Source organism: Bacillus cereus ATCC 14579, from assembly GCF_000007825.1.
Lineage (GTDB): Bacteria > Bacillota > Bacilli > Bacillales > Bacillaceae_G > Bacillus_A > Bacillus_A cereus.
On the sequence record NC_004722.1, the window covers coordinates 5074813 to 5098143 of the forward strand.

Genomic DNA, 23331 nt, shown 5'->3' on the forward strand with positions numbered 1-23331 from the left:
CTAGGGAGGTTTTTTTATGACTATTTTATTCGCACGTAATATTGAAAAGAGCTTTGGTGATCGCACACTATTTACATTACCATCACTGGAAATTCAAGCACAGGATCGCATAGGAATTGTCGGAGTCAACGGAGCTGGTAAATCTACGTTATTGCAAATATTAAGTAAAGAAATAGAAGCTGACAGAGGCATAGTAACTCATCATAGTTCTATCGCCATCATTCTTCAGCTCAGCGAAGAACTACCGGAAACCGCTTCTTCTCTCGCAAAAGGAAAATGGAGTATTTCAAACGTTACCGACGCAATGAGCGGCGGTGAACGAATGCGACTAAAGATTGCGCATGCTCTCGAACAAAATGCAGGCATTTTATTCGCTGATGAACCAACAAGCCACTTAGATATGGTCGGTACAGAGCAATTAGAAAAGGCACTTTCATCTTATAAAGGGGCACTTGTTTTAATATCGCATGACCGTGAATTTCTAGATAATATATGTACCAAAATTATTGAAATTGAAGACGGTATTATTCAAGAGTACAAAGGTAATTATTCAAACTATCGAAAACAAAAAGAACGTGAACGAATACAAAAACAAGCAGAATATGAGCAATATATACAAGAAAAAAATCGTTTAGAACAGTCCATTCTACAAAGAAAGCAACGTGCTTCTAACATGGAAAAAATCCCAACACGGTTCAGTTCATCTGAATCTAGACTTTATAGGTTAAGTGGGGCTCATGGCCAAGAACAGGTTAGTAAAGCAGCGAAAGCATTAGAGACACGTCTCGAAAAACTAGAAAAGAAGGAAAAGCCAAAGGATCTTTCTCAAGCTCAATTTGACGTGCAATACCATACACCCATTCATAGTAAGGTGGCAGTACAATTCAATAAAGCAACAAAGAAAATAGGCGACCGTATACTATTTAAAAATATGAATGGAACTATTGCCCCTGGTGCAAAGCTTGCCGTTTTAGGGGCAAATGGAAGCGGCAAAACCACTTTGTTCAACATGCTTCTCACAAACGAGCGTGGCATGCAGCTATCGAAAAGTTGTAAAATTGGATACTTCGAACAAACATTATCTATTTTAAAAACAGATAAAACCATTTTAGAAAATGTTCTAGAAGAAACAAACTATACAGAAGCATTCGTTCGCACAATACTTGCACGACTTCTATTCCGCCGTGAGGATGTTCATAAACCTGTGCACGTTCTAAGCGGGGGTGAACGAATGAAGGTTGCACTCGCAAAAGTATTTTTAGGAAACTATAATATGCTTCTGCTAGATGAACCGACAAACTATTTAGACTTAGCAACGCAAGAAGAATTAGAAACCATGTTACAAGAATATCCTGGCACAATACTTTTCATTAGCCATGACCGTGCCTTTATTCGCTCTGTTGCAGACCATATTCTACAAGTAGATGAGAGTGAACCTAGAGTATTCCACGGTAATTACGAGCAATACACAAAAAGAACCACCGGAGATTCTGTAAACGTTACTGAGCAAGAGTTGTTACGATTACAAACAAAATTAACAGAAGTCATCGGCCGAAATTCCATACCAAATCATCACAATGATATCTCATCTCTCGAACAAGAATACGAAACATTATTAGTTAAAATCCGGAAATGTAAAGAAGCACTCTAATGTCTTCCCTATATATCGACGGGACCTTCCGCATTTCCCAAGAAATATTGAATCTTCGACATAGAATACAAAAAGCCGTGCATTGAACTGCACCCCAATTGTTAGACACAGTCTAACAATTGGAGGTGCAGTTTTTTGTATGACAAAATTTACGAAGGATTTAAAGTCAACGCTCGTTCAAGGATTTAATCCGAAAATAATTTCTCAAGCAGAATATGCAAAACAGATGCATATTACAAAGGCACAATTTCAATACTGGTTACGCTTATACGAACTCCATGGAGAAGAAGGTTTACACGAGGTCTATACAAATTACACCGCAGAGTTTAAACTAGACGTACTAAATTTTATGGCTCAATCGGGTATATCGTTAATGGATACAGCGGCTATATTCATGGTTCCTTCTTTTACAACGGTTTATCAATGGAAGAAGCAATTTGAAGTAGGTGGCTTAGATGCCCTTGAACCAAAGAAAAAGGGGCGTCCATCCATGAAAAATAAAAACACAAAACATGATACTAAAAAGATTCCGGCAGAAGGTTCAGTTGAAGCGTTACAAGCTGAATTAGAACGCTTACGTATGGAAAATGCGTATTTAAAAAAGTTGAATGCCTTAGTTCAAAACAAGGAAAAATCACCAAACAAGACAAGGCACAAGTAGTCTATGAATTAAGGCATGAGTTTCAAGTGAAAGAATTAGTAAAGTTAGCGGATATCCCTCGAAGCACCTATTATTTTTATGTAAAACAAATGGATAGAATCGATCCAGATGCCGATTTAAAAGTAGAAATTAAAGCGATTTATGATGAACACGAAGGTCGTTATGGATATCGTCGTATTCGTAATGAGTTAGCCAATCGTAATCAAATAGTGAATCATAAAAAAGTGCAACGAATTATGAAAGAGTTAGGTTTAAAATGTCTTGTACGTATGAAAAAATATAAATCTTATAAAGGAACAGTTGGTAAAATTGCACCTCATATTTTAGAGCGTAAATTTACGGCAGATACGCCAAATGAAAAATGGGTAACCGATATTACAGAATTTAAATTATTCGGTGAGAAACTTTATTTATCACCTGTATTAGACTTGTATAATGGTGAAATCATTACCTATACAATTGGCTCTAGACCGACGTATTCACTTGTTTCAGAAATGTTAGAGACAGCATTAGAAGGTTTACCTGAAAATCACCAACTAATGATGCATTCAGATCAAGGGTGGCATTATCAAATGAAACAATACCGTCACGCATTACAAAAAAGAGGTATCGTACAAAGTATGTCTCGTAAAGGCAACTGTTATGACAACGCAGTAATGGAGAATTTCTTTGGAATCATGAAGTCTGAGTTTCTCTACATAAAAGAGTTTGAAAGTGTAGAGCACTTCAAAATAGAATTAGAAAAATATATAGATTATTACAATACAAAACGGATAAAGGCAAAATTAAAAATGAGCCCGGTGCAATACCGGACTCATTTTTATCAAGCTGCCTAATGAAATAACCGTGTCTAACTTTTAGGGGTCACTTCACATCAGCACGGCTTCTCACTTTAGATACGGACAGCAGTCCCGCTCACAGCAACCATTAGCATCCCTTCGCGAACTACTTCGTAATCCACGTCGATACCAACGATGGCATTCGCATTTTTTTGTCTTGCAAGAGTTTTCATCTCTTCCATTGCGATGTCACGTGCTTCTTTCAATTTGCTTTCGTAAGCGCCTGAGCGACCACCGACAACATCACGGACAGAAGCGAAAAGATCACGAACGATATTTGCACCCATAATCGCTTCTCCATTCACGATATCGACATAATCAATAATCTCTTTCCCTTGAATTGTAGAAGTTGTTGTTACAATCATACTGTACAGCCTCCCATATGAGATTTTTACATACTTATGGTGCACTAATTCAGTACAAATTATATTTACGAACTAAACTGAGCTTCGTATAACCTACTGTATCCTCCGCCTTGCTCAATTAATTCATTATGTGAACCTTGTTCTGCAATACCATCTTTATTTACAACGACGATGCGATCTGCATTTTTAATCGTTGCAAGTCTGTGAGCGATAACTAATGTTGTACGGCCAACAGATAGCTCCGCAAGCGATTTTTGAATCGCAAGTTCTGTCTCTGTATCTAATGCAGAAGTTGCTTCATCCAATATTAAAATTGGAGGGTTTTTCAAGAACATACGCGCAATAGCTAGACGCTGCTTTTGTCCACCTGAAAGTTTCACGCCGCGCTCACCGATAACAGTATCTAGACCGTCCGGCTGTGAGTAAATTAAATCTTCTAACTGCGCACGTTTTACTGCCTGCCAAATTTCAGCTTCTGATGCTTTTAAATTTCCGTAAGCGATATTTTCACGAATTGTTCCTGAGAATAAGAACACATCTTGCTGCACAATTCCAATTTGCTTACGAAGTGAAGATAATGTCATATCTTTCGTATCAATTCCATCAATTTGAATCGATCCAGATGATTGCTCATAAAAACGTGGCAATAGGCTACATAACGTCGTTTTCCCAGCTCCTGATGGTCCAACGAACGCAACTGTTTCACCTGCATGTATTTTCAAACTAATGTCATTTAAAATCGGTTCTTTGTTTTCATATCCAAACGTAATGTTGTTATATTGAATATCACCGTGTACATGCTTCACTTCCATTGCATCTTTAGAGTCTACAATGTCAGGCTCTGTTTCAAGAAGCTCTACATATCTTTTAAAACCGGCGATTCCTTTCGGATAGCTTTCGATTACCGCGTTAATTTTTTCAATTGGGCGGAAGAAAATATTCGTTAATAGAACGAATCCGATAAATCCACCGTACGTTAATTCCCCTTGCAGAACAAACCATGTACCGCATATTAAGACGAAGAGCGTTACGAGACGCATGAGCATATAACTAATCGACGAATTTAACGCCATAATTTTATACGCCATTAATTTCGTTGTACGGAAACGAGCGTTGTTCACAGCAAATTGCTCTTTCTCAAACTTTTCATTTCCGAATGCTTGTACAACGCGAATACCACCAACGTTGTTCTCAATACATGCATTGAAATCAGCAACATCTGAGAATAAACGTCTAAATGTACCTGTCATTTTTTTATTGAAGTACAGCGCTAACCATAATAGGAATGGAATGACGAAGAACGTTAATAACGCTAACTTCCAGTTGATCATCATCATAAATGAGAATGCCCCAACTAAAGTCATTACGGCGATAAATAAATCTTCTGGTCCATGGTGAGCAATTTCTCCAATTTCCATTAAATCGTTTGTAAGGCGTGAAATTAAATGACCTGTTTTATTATTATCAAAAAATCTGAATGATAGCTTTTGAATATGATCAAATAATTTCTGCCTCATATCTGTTTCAATGTTAACACCAAGCATATGTCCCCAATATGTAACGACATATTGTAAGCCTGCATTTAACATATAAACTGCGAGTAAACCGAAACAAGCCCATAAAATAAGCGTCCAGTTTTGCCCTGGCAATAACTTATCAATAAATTGATTTACGATAAGCGGGAAGCCGAGTTCTAATAATCCTGCGACAACCGCACAAGAAAAGTCGAGTATAAATAAACCTTTATACGGTTTATAGTACGAGAAAAATTTACGCAGCATATCTTACCTCCATTTTCCAAAATTAAAAAGACTCCCTAAATGATAACCATTATCAAATAATTATTCAAGTTATCCGTCTATGAAACTGAAAATAAGCTTTGCGATAGTTGTCGTTTTTTGCTGGAAAGTCGATATATTCGAATAATCGCCGATATATTTCGAGTTGCGCTGATATATTTGCAAAATCGCCGATATAAACTTCATTTACTAACTACTCTCCCATCCCCAAAAACAAAAAAGGTACCACCACAAGGTGATACCATTCCTTCTATTACATCGCTTCCGAATCCCACTCATGCTCCTGTTCAACGAATACAATACCTAATTCGTGATGTCCACCAGCATATAATGCAGTTTGTGCAAGACGAAGCTCACCATTTGTATCTAATACTTCTAATTTACAAAATGCTCCTGTCGTCTTCGTTTGAAGCGCATCATAAAATTCCTCGGCGCTTTTTGGAATGACTCCATTTACTTTCGTAATAATTTCTCCAGGCAGTAATTTCAGCTCTGCTCCAATTGTATTTGGAATTGTATCTAGTACAACGAGCCCATCATTGCGTGCAGCAAAATACGCTGGTCTTGTTTCATCGGCAATTTTTTCTTGCATCGAAATTGTGAAACGCCCAAGCATAGCGACTCCCATCGCGATAATTGCAAGTACGTGCCACCAGTAACTTGCGATTCCTAAAACGAGCACAAGTCCTGCTAACCCATAAACACGTCTTCCTGTAAATAATAAAGCTTCCGTCGGCTCATAACTTTTAATATTTCTCATAAATCCAATTAAAAATGGAACGAGGAATAGAGAATATGTATTTGAACCTATTGAAACGACAGGCCACCATGAAATAAACTGCGTTACCGCATCACCCGGTACAAGAATAAAAATAGGAACGATCCATAAACGCTTTGATTTGTGTAAACCAATCTTTAATCCACGCTTCCCCTGCCTAATCCTCGGCGTCGAATATCCTACTGCATTTTTAGAAATCAATAAGCCTTCTACAATAAGCATAACGCCTAGTAAAATAACAAGGGATACAATGGTACTCTCTTCACCTTCTCGAAGCTGTAAAAAGGAAACTGGTAGCTTAGAAGATAATAGAACACATACGATCGCAATGCTAAATGTATAAGCCGCCGATAAATATCGATACATAGCCGTTAATCCAAATAGTAACGTCCAAATTAAAATAGCCCATAAGCTTGCTTTAGAAACAACAAGTCCAAGCCCAATCGTAATAATAGATACTACTAATCCGTATCCAATCCCTGCAAATAGAGAGGTTCGCAGTTCAAACCAAATATCATAAACTCTAAAAGAAAAATCTTTTCGTTCTCTTAACATACGTAAGTATCCAACGAAGATACTACTTATTACAAATATATAGACAGCAGGGTGTAAGAAAAAACGTCCAACTGCCCGCATTATTTCAAAAATCCATGCCTCCATGAACTCATTCACCACCATTTATATCATTCTTTCTTTTTATATTATCATAACTAAACAAACGTTTGTTTAACACAAAAAAATACAGGCAGCAAACTGCCTGTATTTCTTCTTATTTTGCCATTAATTTTAATGCTGACTGTAATTGTAGATCATTTTCTCCAGAACGGATTTTTTCGATAATTTTAGTTTGAATCGCTTCAGCTGTCTTTTTATCAAGCTGTCCTGTCGCTTCCATTTCATTTGCATTTTGGAATGCTTTCAGAGCCGATTCTGTCTCTTTACTAAAGTATCCATCTTCACGACCTGGTACATAACCTAAGCTCTTAAGCATTTCCTGAGCATGTTTTACTTGTACATCATTTGAATTGTATGAAAGTGTTTTTTCAATTTGAATTGGTGTCGAATGATAATAATTTGGTTGCTTCACTTCTACTGTTGGCGCGATTCCTTTTTTATGAATCCAGTTCCCATCCGGTGTTAACCATTTAAACATCGTTAATTTAATGTTGCTGCCGTCTTTAAATGGAACAGCTTGCTGGACAGTACCTTTACCAAATGTCTTTTCACCAATTAAATCGTATCCTTCTCCTTCTTTTAACGCACCCGCTAAAATCTCTGAAGCAGAAGCACTTCCATTATCAATTAATACTGAAATTGGATATGGTTTTCTCTCTTTCAGTTCCGTAGAGAATTTCTTCTTCTCACCATTTCGCTGCTCTACTTGTAGCATCGGCTTTTTATTCGTCATAATTTCCCCTAGTATATCTTCTACACTATTTAAGTAGCCACCAGGATTACCACGCACGTCAATAACTAAGCCTTTTATATTTTTCTTCTCTAACTCTTTTAACTGATCCTTAAATTCTTTCGCTGTATTTTCAGCAAAAGAAGTGATTTGCATATAACCGATATCTTTTCCGCTCTCTTGCTTCACAGAACTAAACACTGTAAAGATCGGAATCTTTTCACGCTTAATTTTAAATACAATCGGATCAGTTACTCCCGCACGTTTAATTTCAATTGCGACAGTCGTTCCCTTTTTACCACGAATTTTTAATACTGCTTCTTCACGTGATAAGTCTTTCACACTGTTTCCATCTACAGATAAAATTTGGTCATTCGGTTTAATTCCTATCTTTTCTGCTGGTGAACCTTTAATTGGCGATACGATAATAAGCTTACCGTCCGTCTTGTTCACCTCAGCCCCAATCCCCTCTAATTCGGGATCAAGCGATTCACTAAACTGTTTGGCTGTTTCTTTATCCATATACGTGGAATAAGGGTCCTTCAGCGTAGACAACATACCTTGTATTGCACCTTCAACTAACTTTTCATCTTTCACGTCTTCCACATAACGTGAATCAATTAGTGCATACGCCTCATTAATTTTTGCCAAATTCCCTTGCGCAGTGCTAGCATTCCCACTCGAAATTGTTTGCGTTACTTCTGATGGGTTAACCCCAAATACAGACATGCCTGCAAACATTCCGCCAGCACCAATTAAAAATGCAACAACCATTCCAATAATTGCAACTCTACGTTTCAATGCGGAATTCCCCTTTCCAAAACACACAGGTGGTGTAGCAAAAGGCATCACACAGTGTGTGATGCCTTTACCTATTTCTACTATATGATAAGCTTGTACGAATTATGTTTGCAACTTTTTATACTTTTAAGAAGCGACGAATTGACATTACACTTCCCCACATACCGATTAAAGCACCGATTAACACTAGTAAACCAGCTAATTGGAATACGAATGGACTGTATGGTAGAAGCTCGAAAATTGTTCCGCCAAGTTTTTCATTAAACACACCTTGCAACGAATTATACGTAATTAGAATTAGGCCAATTGGAATAATTGATCCTAATACTCCTAAGAATAATCCCTCTAGCAAGAATGGCCAACGAATAAACCAGTTTGTTGCACCAACAAGTTTCATAATTTCAATTTCTGTACTACGAGCATAAATTGTAATTTTAATTGTATTAGAGATTAAGAACATCGCTGTGAATAAAAGACCAGCAATTAACGCAATCCCAATGTTACGACCAGTTTTTACAGTATCAAATAATCGTTCAACTTGCCCTTTTCCGTACTGAACATTACTAACAAACTGCATTTTTTCAACCTTCTTCGCGATTGTCGCTGTATCGGTTGGTTCTTTCGCTTTTACAACGAATACGTTTTTAAGTGGGTTATCTTGTTCAAATAACTCAAACGTTTTTCCACTATCACCTAAGCTTTTAATTAAACGTTTTAACTCTTCTTCTTTAGAAGAATATTTAATAGAATCTACTTTTGCAATCTTACTCATATCTTCTTCTAATTTCTTTTGATCCGCTTCTTTTGCAGCTGGATCAATGTGTACACGAATCTCTACATCTTGCTCTACTTTCGTCGCAAAATGGTTCATATTCATAATCGCTGTTAAAAAGACACCTACAAGTAATAATGTAACTGTTACTGCACTAACAGAAGCAAATGTCATCCATCCGTTACGTGATAGATTCTTTACACCTTCTCGCAAATGTCGACTAAGGGTCTTAGCCTTCATATCCGTATCCTCCCTCAATCTCATCTCGAACAATTTTTCCGCCTTCAATCGCGATTACACGATGACGGATTGTATTTACGATATCTGCATTATGCGTCGCCATAACAATCGTTGTGCCGCGCTCATTAATGCGAGTAAAAATATTCATAATATCAAGAGCTGTTTCAATATCTAAGTTACCTGTTGGCTCATCGGCAATTACAACCTTTGGTCTATTTACAATTGCTCTTGCAATAGCCACACGTTGTTGCTCCCCGCCCGAAAGCTCACTTGGAAGTGCGTCTGCACGATCTTCAAGGCCTACAAGACCTAGAACTTCTGTTACACGCTCACGAATTGCATCCGGTTCTTCTTCAATTACTTCTAAAGCAAACGAAACATTCTCATATACCGTTAATTTAGGTAGCAATTTGAAATCTTGGAAAATCACGCCTAATTGACGACGGAAATACGGAACATCTCTTTCTGCCAATGTTTCAATAGTAAGTCCATTTACATTAATAGATCCTGTAGATGGTTTCTCTTCACGATACATCATTTTAATAAATGTAGATTTTCCGGCTCCACTCGGTCCAACTACGTATACGAATTCACCTTGTTTAATGTTAACTGTAAGACCAGCAATGGCTTTCATACCATTCGGGTACTCCTTATAAACATTCGTCATTTTTATCATTATTTATCACCCAATACTTAATGATTTTTTTCGAAATACTTTTCTGTACATCTGAAAACAAAAGACATCCTTCATTTTCATTTAGTCATCCTTGTTGAAGATAGTTTACTTATGCTTTCTCATAAGCAATACCACTCTATGTAATATATTTCAGCAAAATTCTACAAACCCCATTGTAACATCAAACGGTTTCCAATTTGGATACATTTTTGTTACAGTTATGTTACATACCAGAAAAAAGGAAAACGAGTTGACTATATTATCAACTCGTCCATTTCACCTTTTTTATTTATGTTCAGCTAACCATTCAGACACTTTTTTCGCATCTTCACCTTGAATAAGTCCTGGTGACATTGAACCGCGGCCTTTTTTAATAATCTCTTCGATATCTGCAGCGTCGTACTTACCGCCTACTTTTCTTAAATCAGGTCCAGTTGCCCCTGATAAATCTGTTGCGTGACATCCCGCACAACTTCTTTGGAAAATTTGTTCTGCGCTGTCTGTGCTTGCAGACTGTTTCGAAGACTTACTCTCTTCTTTATTTCCGCATGCTCCTAAAGCAAAAACAACCGATGTCCCTAGCGCAATAGCCAACAATTTCTTTTTCACTTCTATCGCTCCCCATTGTTGATATTCTTTTTATTCCTAACACACTCATTTTCATTATAAGCATTATCTTTATATAGAAAAACTAAGGTGTATTTCATATTCCTCAAAAATACAGTGAGAACCTTGATAAAATAATGCTTTCATAAGTTGTTTCAATTCTGTGAACAACTTAAAAAACTCCTATAAAGCATCCTTTTTAAAAGGAAAATTAGAAAGTTCTATATAAATCTTTACCATATTACCGCTCTATTTTACTATTCTCTACTTTTTACAAAACAATATACAGCATTGTAATCTACATATAATCCCATCAAAAAGAGAAGTTGTCGTTTCCAACTTCTCTTCCTCTTTACTTCATCTATAAAAATAAAATCAAATTCTTTATATCCTCTATTGTCCTCAGCATGCGCCAACAATTTCGTTGGCTTTTTTTCGCTTATTAGATGCGAGAACGTAAGTAAGCATCAATAAATGGATCAATCTCTCCATCCATAACAGCTTGTACGTTACCAACCTCCGTATTTGTACGATGGTCTTTTACAAGAGAATACGGGTGGAATACGTAAGAACGGATTTGGCTACCCCATCCGATTTCTTTTTGCTCTCCGCGAATTTCATCTAATTCTGCTTGTTGCTCTTCTAGTTTCTTTTGATATAATTTCGCTTTTAACATTTTCATCGCATGCTCACGGTTTTTAATTTGAGAGCGCTCCGACTGACATGTTACAACCGTATTTGTCGGTGTATGTGTAATACGAACTGCTGAATCTGTCGTATTTACGTGCTGTCCACCAGCTCCACTTGCTCGGTACGTATCAATTTTTAAATCTTCTGTACGTACTTCGATTTCAACTTCATCATTGAACTCTGGTACAACTTCACAAGATACGAATGATGTATGACGACGCCCTGAAGAATCGAATGGTGAAATACGTACAAGACGATGTACACCTTTCTCTGCTTTTAAGTAACCGTAAGCGTTATGACCTTTAATTAATAAAGTTACACTCTTAATACCAGCTTCATCACCTGGTAAATAGTCAACCGTTTCTACTTTGAATCCGCGTTTTTCAGCCCAGCGTGTGTACATACGTAATAGCATAGAACCCCAGTCTTGTGACTCAGTTCCACCTGCACCTGGATGTAATTCTAAAATCGCATTATTTTTATCATAAGGATCACTTAATAGTAACTGAAGCTCATACTCATTCATTTCTTGAATTAAGCCTTTTACTTCTGATTCTAATTCCTCATGTAAATCTTCATCATACTCTTCTTTTAAAAGCTCATGCGTGATTTCTAAATTTTCGAACGTCTCATCTAACTGACGGAACTTTCCAACCATATCTTTTAACGCATTCGCTTCATTAATTACAGCTTGTGCGCCTTGTTGGTCATCCCAAAATCCTGCGCCCATCATTTTCTCTTCTAATTCTGCAATTTGTTTCTCCTTAGTAGGGAGGTCAAAGAGACCCCCTAAAAGCCGCTAATCGCTTAGCCATTTTCTCTAATTCCTGTCTAATTTCTACTAATTCCATTTCCTTCACCTCTATGTAATTACTGTTACTTTCGTATGAAAACAAGGGAAACTCTCTCCACTTATTACGGAAGAGAGTTTAATCCTTCTTAATTATACATTTTTGATATAAAAGTTTGCAAAACAGCCAAAGCTACCGTCCTATATTACTGAACGATACCACAGCAGTTTTTATATTTTTTACCACTACCACATTTACATAAATCGTTGCGGCCCACTTGGTCACCTTTTACAACTGGCTTTTTCTTTGCTTCTTCGCCATCGCTAGAAGGATGAACAGCTTCACCTTGAACAACTTCTTGACGTTCTAAGTTTTGTTCAATTTCAGCTTTCATAATGTAACGAGAAATTTCCTCTTCAATAGAAGCAACCATTGACTCGAACATCGCGAACCCTTCCATTTGGTACTCACGAAGTGGATCGATTTGACCGTAAGCACGTAAATGAATACCTTCACGAAGGTGATCCATCGCATCAATATGCTCTGTCCATTTCGTATCTACAACGCGGAATACAACAACCTTCTCAAACTCACGCATTTGCTCTTCTGGCATAAGCTTTTCTTTTTCATTGTATCGCTCAATTAATTTCTCAATAATTGGCTCGCTCATTTCCTCAGGAGCAAGGCGACGTAATTCTTCTTCTTTTACATCTCCGTCTTGAAGAAGGTTTGTATTTAAGTAGTCAACAAGACCTTTAATGTTCCAATCTTCTTCAATTTCCTCTTGTGTATGAAGAGCAACAGCACGTTCTACTGTAGATTTCATCATACCTTCAATAATGCCGCGTAAGTTGTCAGACTCCATTACCTCTTGACGCTGTTTGTAAATAACTTCACGTTGCTGACGAAGTACATCATCATATTGCAGTAACTGCTTACGTGCATCATAGTTATTTCCTTCAACACGTTTTTGTGCAGATTCTACCGCACGAGAAACCATTTTACTTTCAATCGGCTGAGAATCATCCATACCAAGGCGGTCCATCATTGCTTTCATATTATCTGAACCAAATCGGCGCATTAATTCATCTTCCATCGATAAGTAGAACTGCGTAACACCAGGGTCCCCTTGACGACCAGCACGACCACGTAACTGATTATCAATACGACGACTTTCGTGACGCTCTGTACCGATAACTGCTAAACCAACGTTTTTCACATCGTCTCCAAGCTTAATATCTGTACCACGACCTGCCATGTTCGTCGCGATTGTTACAGCACCTTTAATACCAGCCTCTGCAATGATATCTGCTTCACGAGCATGGTTTTTCGCATTTAAGATGTTATGACGTACACCTTTACGCGTTAACATTTTTGAAATAAGCTCTGAAGTTTCAATTGCAACTGTACCTACAAGAACAGGTTGTCCTTTTTTATGACGATTTACAATATCCTCAACAACAGCATTGAACTTACCTTCCATTGATTTAAAGATTAAATCGGCACGATCATCACGAATAATCGGTTTGTTTGTCGGAATTACAATAACGTTCATATTGTAAATGTTACGGAATTCCTCTTCCTCTGTTTTCGCTGTACCAGTCATACCAGATAATTTTTCATACATACGGAAGTAGTTCTGGAATGTAATTGTTGCAAGCGTCATGCTTTCATTTTGAATTTCTACACCTTCTTTTGCTTCAATCGCTTGGTGTAATCCTTCGCTATAACGACGACCTTTCATAAGACGACCAGTGAATTGGTCTACAATTACGATTTCGCCTTCTTGTACAACATAATCTGTATCACGATGCATAACAACGTGTGCACGAAGCCCCTGATTAATATGGTGAAGAAGTGCTACATGTTTTAAATCGAATAAGTTTTCAATATGGAAAGCTTTCTCTGCTTTCGTAATACCATCTTCTGTTAGCATTACATTTTTCGTTTTCACATCAAATGAATAATCTTTTTCATTTTCTAACGTACGAACAAATGCATTTGCAAACATGTATAGCTCTGTTGATTTTTGAGCTTGTCCTGAAATAATAAGCGGCGTACGTGCTTCATCGACTAAAATAGAATCGACTTCATCGATAATAGCAAAGTGAAGTGGACGTTGAACGCACTCCTCTTTATATAAACCCATGTTATCACGTAAGTAATCGAATCCAAGCTCATTATTTGTGCTATACGTAATATCAGCAGCATAAGCCTCTTGTTTCTCTTCGCGTGACATACTATTTAAGTTAATTCCTACCGTTAAGCCAAGGAACTCATGAAGTTGTCCCATTTCGCTCGCATCACGTTGTGCTAAATATTCATTGACTGTAACAACGTGAACACCTTTTCCTGTTAAAGCATTTAAATATACAGGTAATGTAGATGTTAACGTTTTACCTTCACCCGTTTTCATCTCAGAAATATTCCCTTCATGTAAGGCAATACCACCCATTAACTGTACGCCATATGGACGCATTCCAAGAACACGAGTTGCCGCTTCGCGAACAACTGCAAAAGCTTCAGGTAGTAAATCATCTACTGTTTCACCTTTTGTTAGACGTTCTTTAAATTCAAGCGTCTTTCCTTTTAATTGTTCATCAGTTAGTGGCTTAATAGATGACTCTAATGCATCAATTTGCTCAACTGTCTTTTGCATACGTTTAATTTGGCGTTGATTTACATCAAACACCTTTTTTAAAATACCGATCATAGGAAATACGCTCCTCTTTTTATTAAAATAAAACTTCCGATTGTTTTTCTTTTTCTCTATTACAATCAGTCGTTATAAAAATCAAATGTATGTTATGCCAATTTTTCTCCTAATTAAAAAAACTAAAATGTATATACCTAATGATAATTGTAACACTTGTCTTATAACTATGACAACAATCGGCCGATTGTCTCGTTCTAAATTAAGAAAAGTTTTTTAAAAATCTATTTTCAGCAAAAAAAGCGCAGCCTCATTCGGCTGCGCTTTCGAATTATTATTTAGTTTCGATTAAACCGTATTTCCCATCTTTACGGCCATATACAACATTAGTTTCGTTTGTATCAGCATTTGTGAAGACGAAGAAATTATGTCCTAGCATATCCATTTGTAGGATTGCCTCTTCAACGTCCATCGGTTTTAAATCGAATCGTTTTGTACGTACAAGTTCTAATTCATCTTCTTCTACCTCATCCAAAACAGCTACTGCTTCTGGAAGGATAAAGTTCGTTTTTATAGAACCTTTCTCACGTAACTTACGATTTACTTTTGTTTTATGTTTACGAATTTGTCGCTCAATTTTATCAACTACTAAATCGATAGCAGCGTACATATCGCTATTAGTTTCTTCTGCACGAAGTAATAAATCAGTAAATGGGATTGTTACCTCGACACGTTGCTTGTCAGAGTATACTTTTAAATTAACTTTAATCTCTGGGAATGTATCAAAATAACGCTCTAACTTACTTAGTTTTTTCTCTACATATTCCTTTAATGCTGGAGTTACTTCAATATTTTCACCACGAATGTTGAATTTCATAGATGAATTCCTCCTTTCAAGCCTATGTACTATAATTTCGACATTGGCTTAAAAACTCCTTCTAACTTTTTTAAAAAAATTAGTGGAATTGCGATTTTTTTATCGTTTTTTGTTGAAATGAAAAGATGCATCGTTTCTATCTTTATTTTATCCTATTAACATCGTGAATAACGAATATTTCTGTGGACAATTCGTTACAGAAAAGAAACAACTTTTTGACAACTTACCCTATAACAAAAACCCCCTTGCGAAAAACAAGAGGTTCTACTACATATATATAACGTTGCCACAAACGCAGCTTTCTCTTCCCAAAACAATATACCCTACAGTTTCACAACATTAGCTGCTTGTGGTCCACGTGCTCCATCTACAATGTCAAACTCTACTTGTTGCCCTTCTTCCAATGACTTATACCCATCTTGTTGAATAGCAGAAAAATGGACAAATACATCGTCACCATCTTCACGCTCAATAAACCCAAATCCCTTTTCTGCATTGAACCATTTCACTCTTCCTTGCATGTTCATTCCATTCCCTTCACTCTAAAAATCAGGGCATTCGCCCCATATTTTGACTATAACGAATGACAACATATGAAGTCAAAGAAGACTTATCGCCTTTTTATTATCGCTTTCGACACTGTCATATTAACTTCTACAAAGTGTCAAACTAGATACTTCCCTTGCCCCTCTTTCATATAACAAACTTCCGATTTGCCTAACTGTACTCCCTGTCGTATACACGTCATCAACGAGTAAAATATGTTGCCCAGAAAACATCTCTTCTCCCTGAAAATAAAAAGGATTGCTTCCTGACACCCTTTCTTTACGTGTCTTCTTACTTTGCTTTTCTGTTTCCCTTCTTCTTAATGATGGATAAGAAATTTTGACAGGCAAACAAGTTGCTAATAACTCAGCTTGATTAAAACCACGTTCAATTTCCCTTTCCTTACTAAGCGGAACAGCGATAACAGTTGAAACATTGGCAAAACACTTTTGAAATAAACTTCGAAAAGGACGATAAAAAATGTGCACTAACTCTGCATCCCCCCGAAACTTAAACTGCGCTACTATTTCTTTCATCTCATCATCATACATATATAACGAACGGTTTTTAAAAGAACGATACTTCTCCTCTTTCATCCACCTTATACAATCTATACAAATACCGTCTTCTTGAAATGAGGCAGGAACAAATTCTAAAGGTCGCCCGCACTCCATGCAAATTTCTCCTATAATATAGGAAAGTTTCTGCTCACATCTATCACATATATATTTTCTATGACACTTTACAAAAAAAGTGTACCAACTAACCTTTTCTACAAAACACTCATCACAAAGTAAACAATGCATTAATCGATCAATCCTTGTTCTTTCGCATTTTTATTCATACCTTGAATATGTTTTTTCGCGCGCACCATCGCCTCTGTCTTGCCATAGTGAAAATAAATGACCTCTCCATACGGTGCTTCAAAGCTCCGCCCTGCTCGGCCCGCAATTTGTACGAGCGCACTTTCTGAAAATATTTCTTCTTCCGCCCCTAAAACTGCAACTTGCAAATTTATCACCGTTACGCCTCGCTCTAAAATTGTCGTTGTAACTAATAATGGGATTTCTCCCTTTCTGAACGCTGCGACTTTCTCTTTTCTCATCGGATCTTCTGCATGTACCCCTTCAACTTTATTATGCAATGATTTCAATAACGAGCTTATTTCTTCTATATATCGTACATGGGGAACGAATAAAAAAACAGGATACTTTTTGTTTAAGTACATCTTTAACCATTGTAGTAAAACTCGAGGAATTCTTTCACGGTTGAGGCTTTTCTTCCAATTTCCGCACCAGCAAAATAGGGGAACTGGCAACGGATGACGGTGATATCGTCCAGAAACAATAACACCTTTTTGTTCACCTTTTCTAAATTTTCGCTTCCACGTTTCATCTGGAGTCGCAGTTAAATAAATACGCGCCGCTTTTTCTTTCATCGCTTGTTTTACCGCGTACTGTAACATTTGATCTGCACAATATGGAAAAGCATCTATCTCATCTACAACTATGACATGAAACGCCCTATAATAACGTAATAATTGATGCGTGGTCGCAACGACTAGTACTGCATCTTTTTCTTTATCTACACTCCCTCCATATAAAGCCGCTACCTTTATATATGGAAATACTTTTTGTAATCTCGGTGCTAATTCCAAAACAACATCCGTTCTTGGCGTTGCGATACAAACTCTTTCTCCTTTTTGAAGCGCTTCGTTAATACCGTAAAACAACATCTCTGTTTTCCCAGCCCCGCATACAGCCCAAATAAAAAATGATTCTTTTTGCTTAATAGCCTCTATAACTCCTTGCGCCGCCAAATTCTGGCCAGTAGACAACGTCCCGTTCCACTGTAACAAATTTGAATTCTTTTCTCTCTTTCTTTCAGCAATCCCGCGAACAAGTACAGCACATTCACTTACTCTCCCCATCGTTATACACTTCCGGCAATATGTGCACACTTTACTGCATCTTTTACATAAAAACGACGCAAATAGCCGCCGATCTACATTTCCACAGCGTTGGCACATATATTTAGAATTCTTCTTTTTTACACCTTGTACACATACGATCTCTCCCTTTTTTTTCAAATCGTTTAATTTCCTCTGTAAATCTGAAGAAAGTTCTTCTAATAGCAACTGTTTTCCCGCTACCATCAACAATCACCTCCAGCACTACTATAAACCTTTCTCATCATTTCGTAAAAACTCAAAAAAGCCGATAACCTACTTATAAAATATTGAGACTCCCACGACTAAAGTCGCAAGCCCTAATCCTTACGGATTGACGGGTGGGATTCTTGAATGACTAAACGTTCGCAGTCCATTTCTGTTTTGAACAGACTTCAAGATGAGGGCATCTCATTGCCCCTCCTAAGACAGTGCGTATAGCATCTTAGGCTGATTGACTGTTACCATCAATCACAGTTGCGTAGCGAATATTCATCGCCCCAACAATATCACGATGTTTCTCAAATCCACATCGGCACTTGTATTTTCTGTCTGGTGCTTTGTTCTTTTCAGAACATTTCGGACATGTTTGACTTGTATAAGCAGGGTTCACATATTCTACCTTAATACCAACTAAATTCGCTTTGTATTCAATGAATTGTGCTAAACGATAGAATGACCAAGTGTGTAGATTTTTCTCGTTTTTACGGCTTGTTCTTGCCGTCTGTCTAATATTCGTTAGTTGTTCTAAACGAATAACAGAAATGTTATTATCAGTTGCAAAGTCAATGATTTCACGACTTACTTTGTGGTCTTGGTCTTGCATCCATCTTTGTTCTTTATCATCAAGTTGTCGAATGGCATTTAATTTCTTATTTTCACCTAACTTCTTACGAACACTACGAAACTTACGTTTCATATATTTGTTTTGTCTACCATTGCCGAAGAAACGAACTTTCTCATCGTCTGTGATGGCTACCGCAGGGACTTTAAGACCTAAATCTACCCCTAAAATCTTCGTTCCTGTTTTTTCATTTGTAGGAATTGTGACAGATATTTGAGCAATCCACTTATTAGATTTCTTCGTGATACGAAGTGTACCTAACTTGTGTGTTAACAAATTAAAATTGCGATTATATTTATCAGTTAATAAAGCACGAACCTTTAAGCGAGTTGATTTTCCATTTACCATGAGTGGAACTGAAATGTGCGTGAAGTCAAACGAATAGTTTTGATTGTTCCATACACAAACAGGTCTCTTTAGAATCGGAATAACTTTGTATTTACTTTTTTTCACCTTTGTAGAAAACACACTTTTAGCGTCTTTAATTGCTTGGTTCTTCACTGCGCTTGGAAGATTCGCTTCAACATCTTTTGTACTTTTCTTAGTGCTCTTCTTCGCTTCAGCCATTTCAGATACAAGTGTATTAATGACTTTGATATACTCATAGCTACTTTGTTCCAATAACTGAATTTGTTCTTTTGTTGGAAGCAATTTAACTTTGACTGTGATTGTTTGTGACACAATTTTCACCCCCTCTTCTTTTGATTTTCAACATACTGTTTAATTGTCTCAGTCGATACATTTCCAGCAGTAGAAACAAAATAGGAACGTGTCCATAGACTTGGCAAGTGTTGAAGATGAGGAACCTCTTCTCTCAAACGCTTCGATGTCACTCCTTTAATTTTCGCCATTGTGTCAGCAGGACTAAGTGTTGGTAGTGTATTTAAGAACAAGTGAACGTGGTCTTTGTCGCATTCCATTGCGACAATAGCAACATCCATTTCTCCGCATATTTCTTGAACCAACTCTTTGAAACGTTCTTCTACTTTTGTGTTAAGAAAAATTTTTCTTCTGTATCGCGGGCAAAACACAAAATGGTAGTTAATTAATGACACAGTTGTTTTGGTTCTTCTATAATCATTTATCATATTCACATTGTATCAGTTTTACTTTTAAACTACACCACAAAAGATACCAATATTTTGGATACTTAAAGTACCACAAACTTAGCGATTTTTAGTGGTACTCCGTATCCAACCTCACTTTCATCCCATGCCTAAAGGCGATGGGCTTTCCCGTTCGGAAAGGGCTGTAAGCTATCGACTTTATACACTTTTTTTATTCTTTTATAAATCCTAGAATCGACCGTATCCTAAGAAATGTTTTTGGTTATACGAACTGTTAATATCACCGTATGCAATTCCTTTATCACTAGCATGAATCATTTGGCCATTACCAACGTAAATACCGATGTGAGATGGACCTGCTTTATAAGTACCTTGGAAGAATACTAAGTCTCCTGGTTGTGGGCTACCTACTTTAGAAACTGAATTCCAGTAACCTGCAACGTCTTGACGACCTACACCAAAAATGTAAGAAATGAATCCACTACAGTCAAAACCACCGTTTGATGGAGATGCACTTCCCCAAACATATGGTAAACCTAAGTAGCTTTGTGCTTTACCAATTACGCCACCCACATTTGAAGCTGGCTTTTTCTCTTCTTGTTTAGGTGCTTCTTTCTTAGGCTCTTCTTTTTTTGGTTCTTCTTTTTTAGGCTCTTCTTTTTGAGCTTGTCCACCATTGTTTGCTGGTGCAACTTGCTCTGCAGGTGCTTGTGCTGGTTGAGCTTGCGCAGCTTTAGCAGCTTGCTCAGCTTGTTTTTGAGCAGCAGCTTCTTGTGCAGCTTTTGCTTGTGCTTCTTCTTCGGCAATGCGTTGTAATTGTAATGCTTGTTTCTCAAGCTCTTTCAATTGACCTTCCGTGCTTGTCATTGAAGTTACAACTGTATCCATTTTACCGCTTAAATCGTTTACCGCTGTTGCTTTTTTCTCTTTTTCAGCGTCAAGTTCTTTCTTAGCAGTTTCAATTTGAGCTTGTGCTTCTTTTAATTCTTTTTGTTTTTCTTTTACCGTTGCAACATCTTTTTTCACACTAGCTTGGTCTTCTTGTTGTGTTTTCATGATATCTTCATCAGACTCAAGAATTTTAGAAACAGAAGTTAAACGATCAACTAAATCTGCAACGTTTTTAGAGTTTACAAGAACTTCTGTTACAACGTTCGTATTTGGTTGTTCTTGAAGTGCAACTAAACGCTTTCTTAATAGTTCTTCACGTTTTGCAATCTTTGTTTGTAATTCTGCAATATCTTTATTTTTCTTTTCAATTAATTGCTCAGTATCAGCAACTTTTTTCGTTGTTTCATCAAGCTTTGCAGCATTCTCTTGAACAGATTTATCTAAACCTTGAATTGTTTTGTTTAAGTCATTCATTTGTTTTTGTAATTCATCACGTTCTTGTTGTTGTTTATGTAAAGTGTCATTTTGTGTGTTAATTTGTGATTTCACGTCAGAAATTTTATCTTCTGCAAATACATTTGGTGTTAGCCCAGAAAACATTAATCCTGCAACTAATGCACAAGATGCCATTTTTAGCTTTTTCATTTTATTTTTTACACCGCTTTCTTTTTTCTTTTTCCGTATATAACCTATAAAATTTATACCATAATTCGGGATTTTTTTTGCTAATGTTACGTTTTTGTAAAACAAATGTAATATTATATGTAGCTCTAGCGCAAAATGCGTATATTTTTGTATGTATGTGTAGAAATTTATATACTTTTCTCACTTCTATAAACAAAGAAAAAACGTAAGGAATCCCTTACGTTTTATTAAATATACGAATACAAATGAAATGCTACTTCATCCATTTCTCAGCCCAATTTTGGACCTCATCCATAACACTTTCTAACGCTTTTCCCTTGTCAGTTAAGCCATACTCGATTCGAACTGGTACTTCTGGATAGACATTACGAACTACAATGCCCTCGCTTTCCAATTCCTTTAAACGCTCTGACAACATACGATCGCTCATATTTGGGATAATATCTGCGATTTCTCTAAAACGTTTCGACTCTTCAAGCAAAGATTTAATAATTAAGCCAGTCCACTTCTTACTAAGCAGAGTAAAAGCTGACTCAAACTTTGGACATAAACAAGAATTATGCTCCATATGTTTCACCTCTCTTCTATTATAATATAGTTTCTTGTAAAAAGTAAGTTATAAAACTTTCCTCATTATTTTATTTTACGTACATTTTAACATTTCCAAATATTAACTTGTCAACTAAACGTAACATACCCGTAAAAAAACCCTCTTAAAAAGAGAGCTTTTTATATCTTTATTACTTCGTATACCATCCAAGACCTAATGCACCTTCACCTAAGTGCGTACCAATTACAGCTCCAAAATAACCTGTACGAATTGTGACGTGAGGATATTTTGCTTCTAATTCTTTCTTCCATTCATTCGCTTCTTCTTCACGTTGTGCATGAATGATAACTGCTTCCATAGGTACACCTTTACTTGCTTGCTCATCAAAAATTTCAATGATACGTTTTAATGCTTTTTTACGTGTACGAATCTTTTCAAACGGAATAATGATTTTATCTCTAAAATATAAAACTGGCTTCACTTGTAACAGACTGCCGATGAAAGCTTGCGCGCTATTCAATCGACCACCACGTTGTAAATGATGTAAATCATCAACTACAAAATAGGCGTCCATCGTTTTCTTCATTTCATCAAAACGAGCGATAATCTCTTTTGGGTTCTTTCCTTCACTTGCTAACTTTGCACCTTCACGCACATAAAATCCTTGTACTTCACAACTAATTTCAGAGTCATACGTGTATACATCAATACCCTCTACCATCTGTCCAGCTGTCGTTGATGTTTGATATGTACCACTAATTCCACTTGATAGGTGAATACTAATAACTGCATCATAATCTTTAGCTAGTTCTTCATATAGCTCAACAAACTTTCCGATTGCTGGTTGAGAAGTTTTTGGAAGTTCCTCTTGTTCACGTACTTTCACATAAAAATCATCTGCTGAAATTTCAGCTTCTTCTTGATAAGATTCTGTTCCAAACACAACGTTTAATGGAATCATATATATATTGAGTTCATCACGAATTTGCTTCGGTATATATGCCGTACTATCAGTAACAATAGCTATTTTCATTTTCGTACCTGCCTTATAAAAAGTTTTATTTCCTAATTTTACACGAAAACTACAAATGGTGCATCCATACATGAAAATGCCGGTTGAAATTATACCTACCATCTCGACAAATTACAACAAAAAGATAAAATACTCACCAAAAACTTCAGCATATTTAGAAAAAATGTTTGAATATAAAAAGGCTCGCTTTTAAAATGGAAAGT

The 23331-nt window shown here is 36.7% G+C and carries 20 protein-coding genes; 2 read left to right on the forward strand and 18 right to left on the reverse strand.

Translation table 11 applies throughout. The features are described from left to right. Positions 1-16 precede the first annotated feature (16 nt). On the forward strand, positions 17-1651 hold the full coding sequence (gene abc-f / locus BC_RS25820) for a ribosomal protection-like ABC-F family protein (RefSeq protein ID WP_000153757.1): 1635 nt from the start codon (positions 17-19) through the stop codon (positions 1649-1651). 139 nt (positions 1652-1790) lie between these two features. Continuing rightward, positions 1791-3148 (forward strand): IS3-like element ISBce18 family transposase gene (locus tag BC_RS25825; RefSeq protein ID WP_113732219.1). Its coding sequence is split into 2 segments (ribosomal slippage): positions 1791-2247 and positions 2247-3148, totalling 1359 coding nucleotides; the frame shifts between segments, so codons are not numbered across the junction. A 56-nt stretch (positions 3149-3204) separates the two neighbouring features. Here BC_RS25825 and BC_RS25830 read toward each other — a convergent pair. The 18 genes from BC_RS25830 to BC_RS25915 form a co-directional block, all read right to left on the reverse strand. Beyond that, positions 3205-3516, reverse strand: a complete 312-nt coding sequence (locus tag BC_RS25830; protein ID WP_000637521.1) for a YbjQ family protein — start codon at positions 3514-3516, stop codon at positions 3205-3207. Positions 3517-3581: 65 nt separating this feature from the next. Then, entirely contained in the window at positions 3582-5297 is a 1716-nt protein-coding gene (locus tag BC_RS25835; RefSeq protein WP_000944620.1) for an ABC transporter ATP-binding protein, read from the reverse strand. Between the two features lie 271 nt (positions 5298-5568). After that, positions 5569-6753: a PDZ domain-containing protein gene (locus BC_RS25840; protein WP_000388621.1), complete on the reverse strand. Its 1185-nt coding sequence runs from the start codon at positions 6751-6753 to the stop codon at positions 5569-5571. A gap of 109 nt (positions 6754-6862) precedes the next feature. Beyond that, positions 6863-8347 (reverse strand): S41 family peptidase, encoded by a 1485-nt coding sequence (locus BC_RS25845; protein ID WP_002042002.1) that lies wholly within the window; start codon positions 8345-8347, stop codon positions 6863-6865. Between the two features lie 70 nt (positions 8348-8417). Beyond that, on the reverse strand, positions 8418-9311 hold the full coding sequence (ftsX, locus tag BC_RS25850; RefSeq protein WP_000645027.1) for a permease-like cell division protein FtsX: 894 nt from the start codon (positions 9309-9311) through the stop codon (positions 8418-8420). Next, complete coding sequence (gene ftsE, locus BC_RS25855; RefSeq protein ID WP_000594321.1) at positions 9301-9987, reverse strand: cell division ATP-binding protein FtsE; 687 nt, start codon at positions 9985-9987, stop codon at positions 9301-9303. The genes ftsX and ftsE overlap by 11 nt, the downstream gene beginning before the upstream one ends. Before the next feature lie 285 nt (positions 9988-10272). Then, the gene (cccB, locus tag BC_RS25860; protein ID WP_000727971.1) at positions 10273-10596 is read right to left on the reverse strand and encodes a cytochrome c551; all 324 of its coding nucleotides are present in this window, start codon (positions 10594-10596) and stop codon (positions 10273-10275) included. Positions 10597-11035: 439 nt separating this feature from the next. After that, positions 11036-12134 (reverse strand): peptide chain release factor 2 gene (prfB, locus tag BC_RS25865; RefSeq protein ID WP_096001716.1). Its coding sequence is split into 2 segments (ribosomal slippage): positions 11036-12061 and positions 12063-12134, totalling 1098 coding nucleotides; the frame shifts between segments, so codons are not numbered across the junction. 145 nt (positions 12135-12279) lie between these two features. Continuing rightward, positions 12280-14787: a preprotein translocase subunit SecA gene (secA, locus tag BC_RS25870; protein ID WP_000579379.1), complete on the reverse strand. Its 2508-nt coding sequence runs from the start codon at positions 14785-14787 to the stop codon at positions 12280-12282. 274 nt (positions 14788-15061) lie between these two features. Further along, a complete protein-coding gene (gene hpf / locus BC_RS25875) occupies positions 15062-15604 on the reverse strand; it encodes a ribosome hibernation-promoting factor, HPF/YfiA family (protein ID WP_000671185.1) in 543 nt (180 codons plus the stop codon). A gap of 323 nt (positions 15605-15927) precedes the next feature. After that, positions 15928-16125 carry a cold shock protein CspC gene (cspC, locus tag BC_RS25880; RefSeq protein WP_001990088.1) on the reverse strand — a complete coding sequence of 66 codons (198 nt, stop codon included), beginning with the start codon at positions 16123-16125 and terminating at the stop codon, positions 15928-15930. A gap of 126 nt (positions 16126-16251) precedes the next feature. Next, a complete protein-coding gene (locus BC_RS25885; RefSeq protein ID WP_011110483.1) occupies positions 16252-16956 on the reverse strand; it encodes a ComF family protein in 705 nt (234 codons plus the stop codon). Beyond that, positions 16956-18305 (reverse strand): ATP-dependent helicase ComFA, encoded by a 1350-nt coding sequence (comFA, locus tag BC_RS25890; RefSeq protein ID WP_000225360.1) that lies wholly within the window; start codon positions 18303-18305, stop codon positions 16956-16958. Before comFA ends, BC_RS25885 begins: the two co-directional genes overlap by 1 nt. A gap of 238 nt (positions 18306-18543) precedes the next feature. Beyond that, positions 18544-19623 carry an RNA-guided endonuclease TnpB family protein gene (locus BC_RS25895; protein ID WP_000084148.1) on the reverse strand — a complete coding sequence of 360 codons (1080 nt, stop codon included), beginning with the start codon at positions 19621-19623 and terminating at the stop codon, positions 18544-18546. A gap of 5 nt (positions 19624-19628) precedes the next feature. Next, on the reverse strand, positions 19629-20030 hold the full coding sequence (tnpA, locus tag BC_RS25900) for an IS200/IS605-like element ISBce3 family transposase (RefSeq protein ID WP_000606463.1): 402 nt from the start codon (positions 20028-20030) through the stop codon (positions 19629-19631). 207 nt (positions 20031-20237) lie between these two features. Beyond that, positions 20238-21650 (reverse strand): NlpC/P60 family protein, encoded by a 1413-nt coding sequence (locus BC_RS25905; RefSeq protein WP_000499481.1) that lies wholly within the window; start codon positions 21648-21650, stop codon positions 20238-20240. 148 nt (positions 21651-21798) lie between these two features. Next, entirely contained in the window at positions 21799-22113 is a 315-nt protein-coding gene (locus BC_RS25910; protein ID WP_000400857.1) for a winged helix-turn-helix transcriptional regulator, read from the reverse strand. A gap of 172 nt (positions 22114-22285) precedes the next feature. Further along, complete coding sequence (locus BC_RS25915) at positions 22286-23128, reverse strand: DegV family protein (RefSeq protein WP_000684725.1); 843 nt, start codon at positions 23126-23128, stop codon at positions 22286-22288. Between the last annotated feature and the right edge of the window lie 203 nt (positions 23129-23331).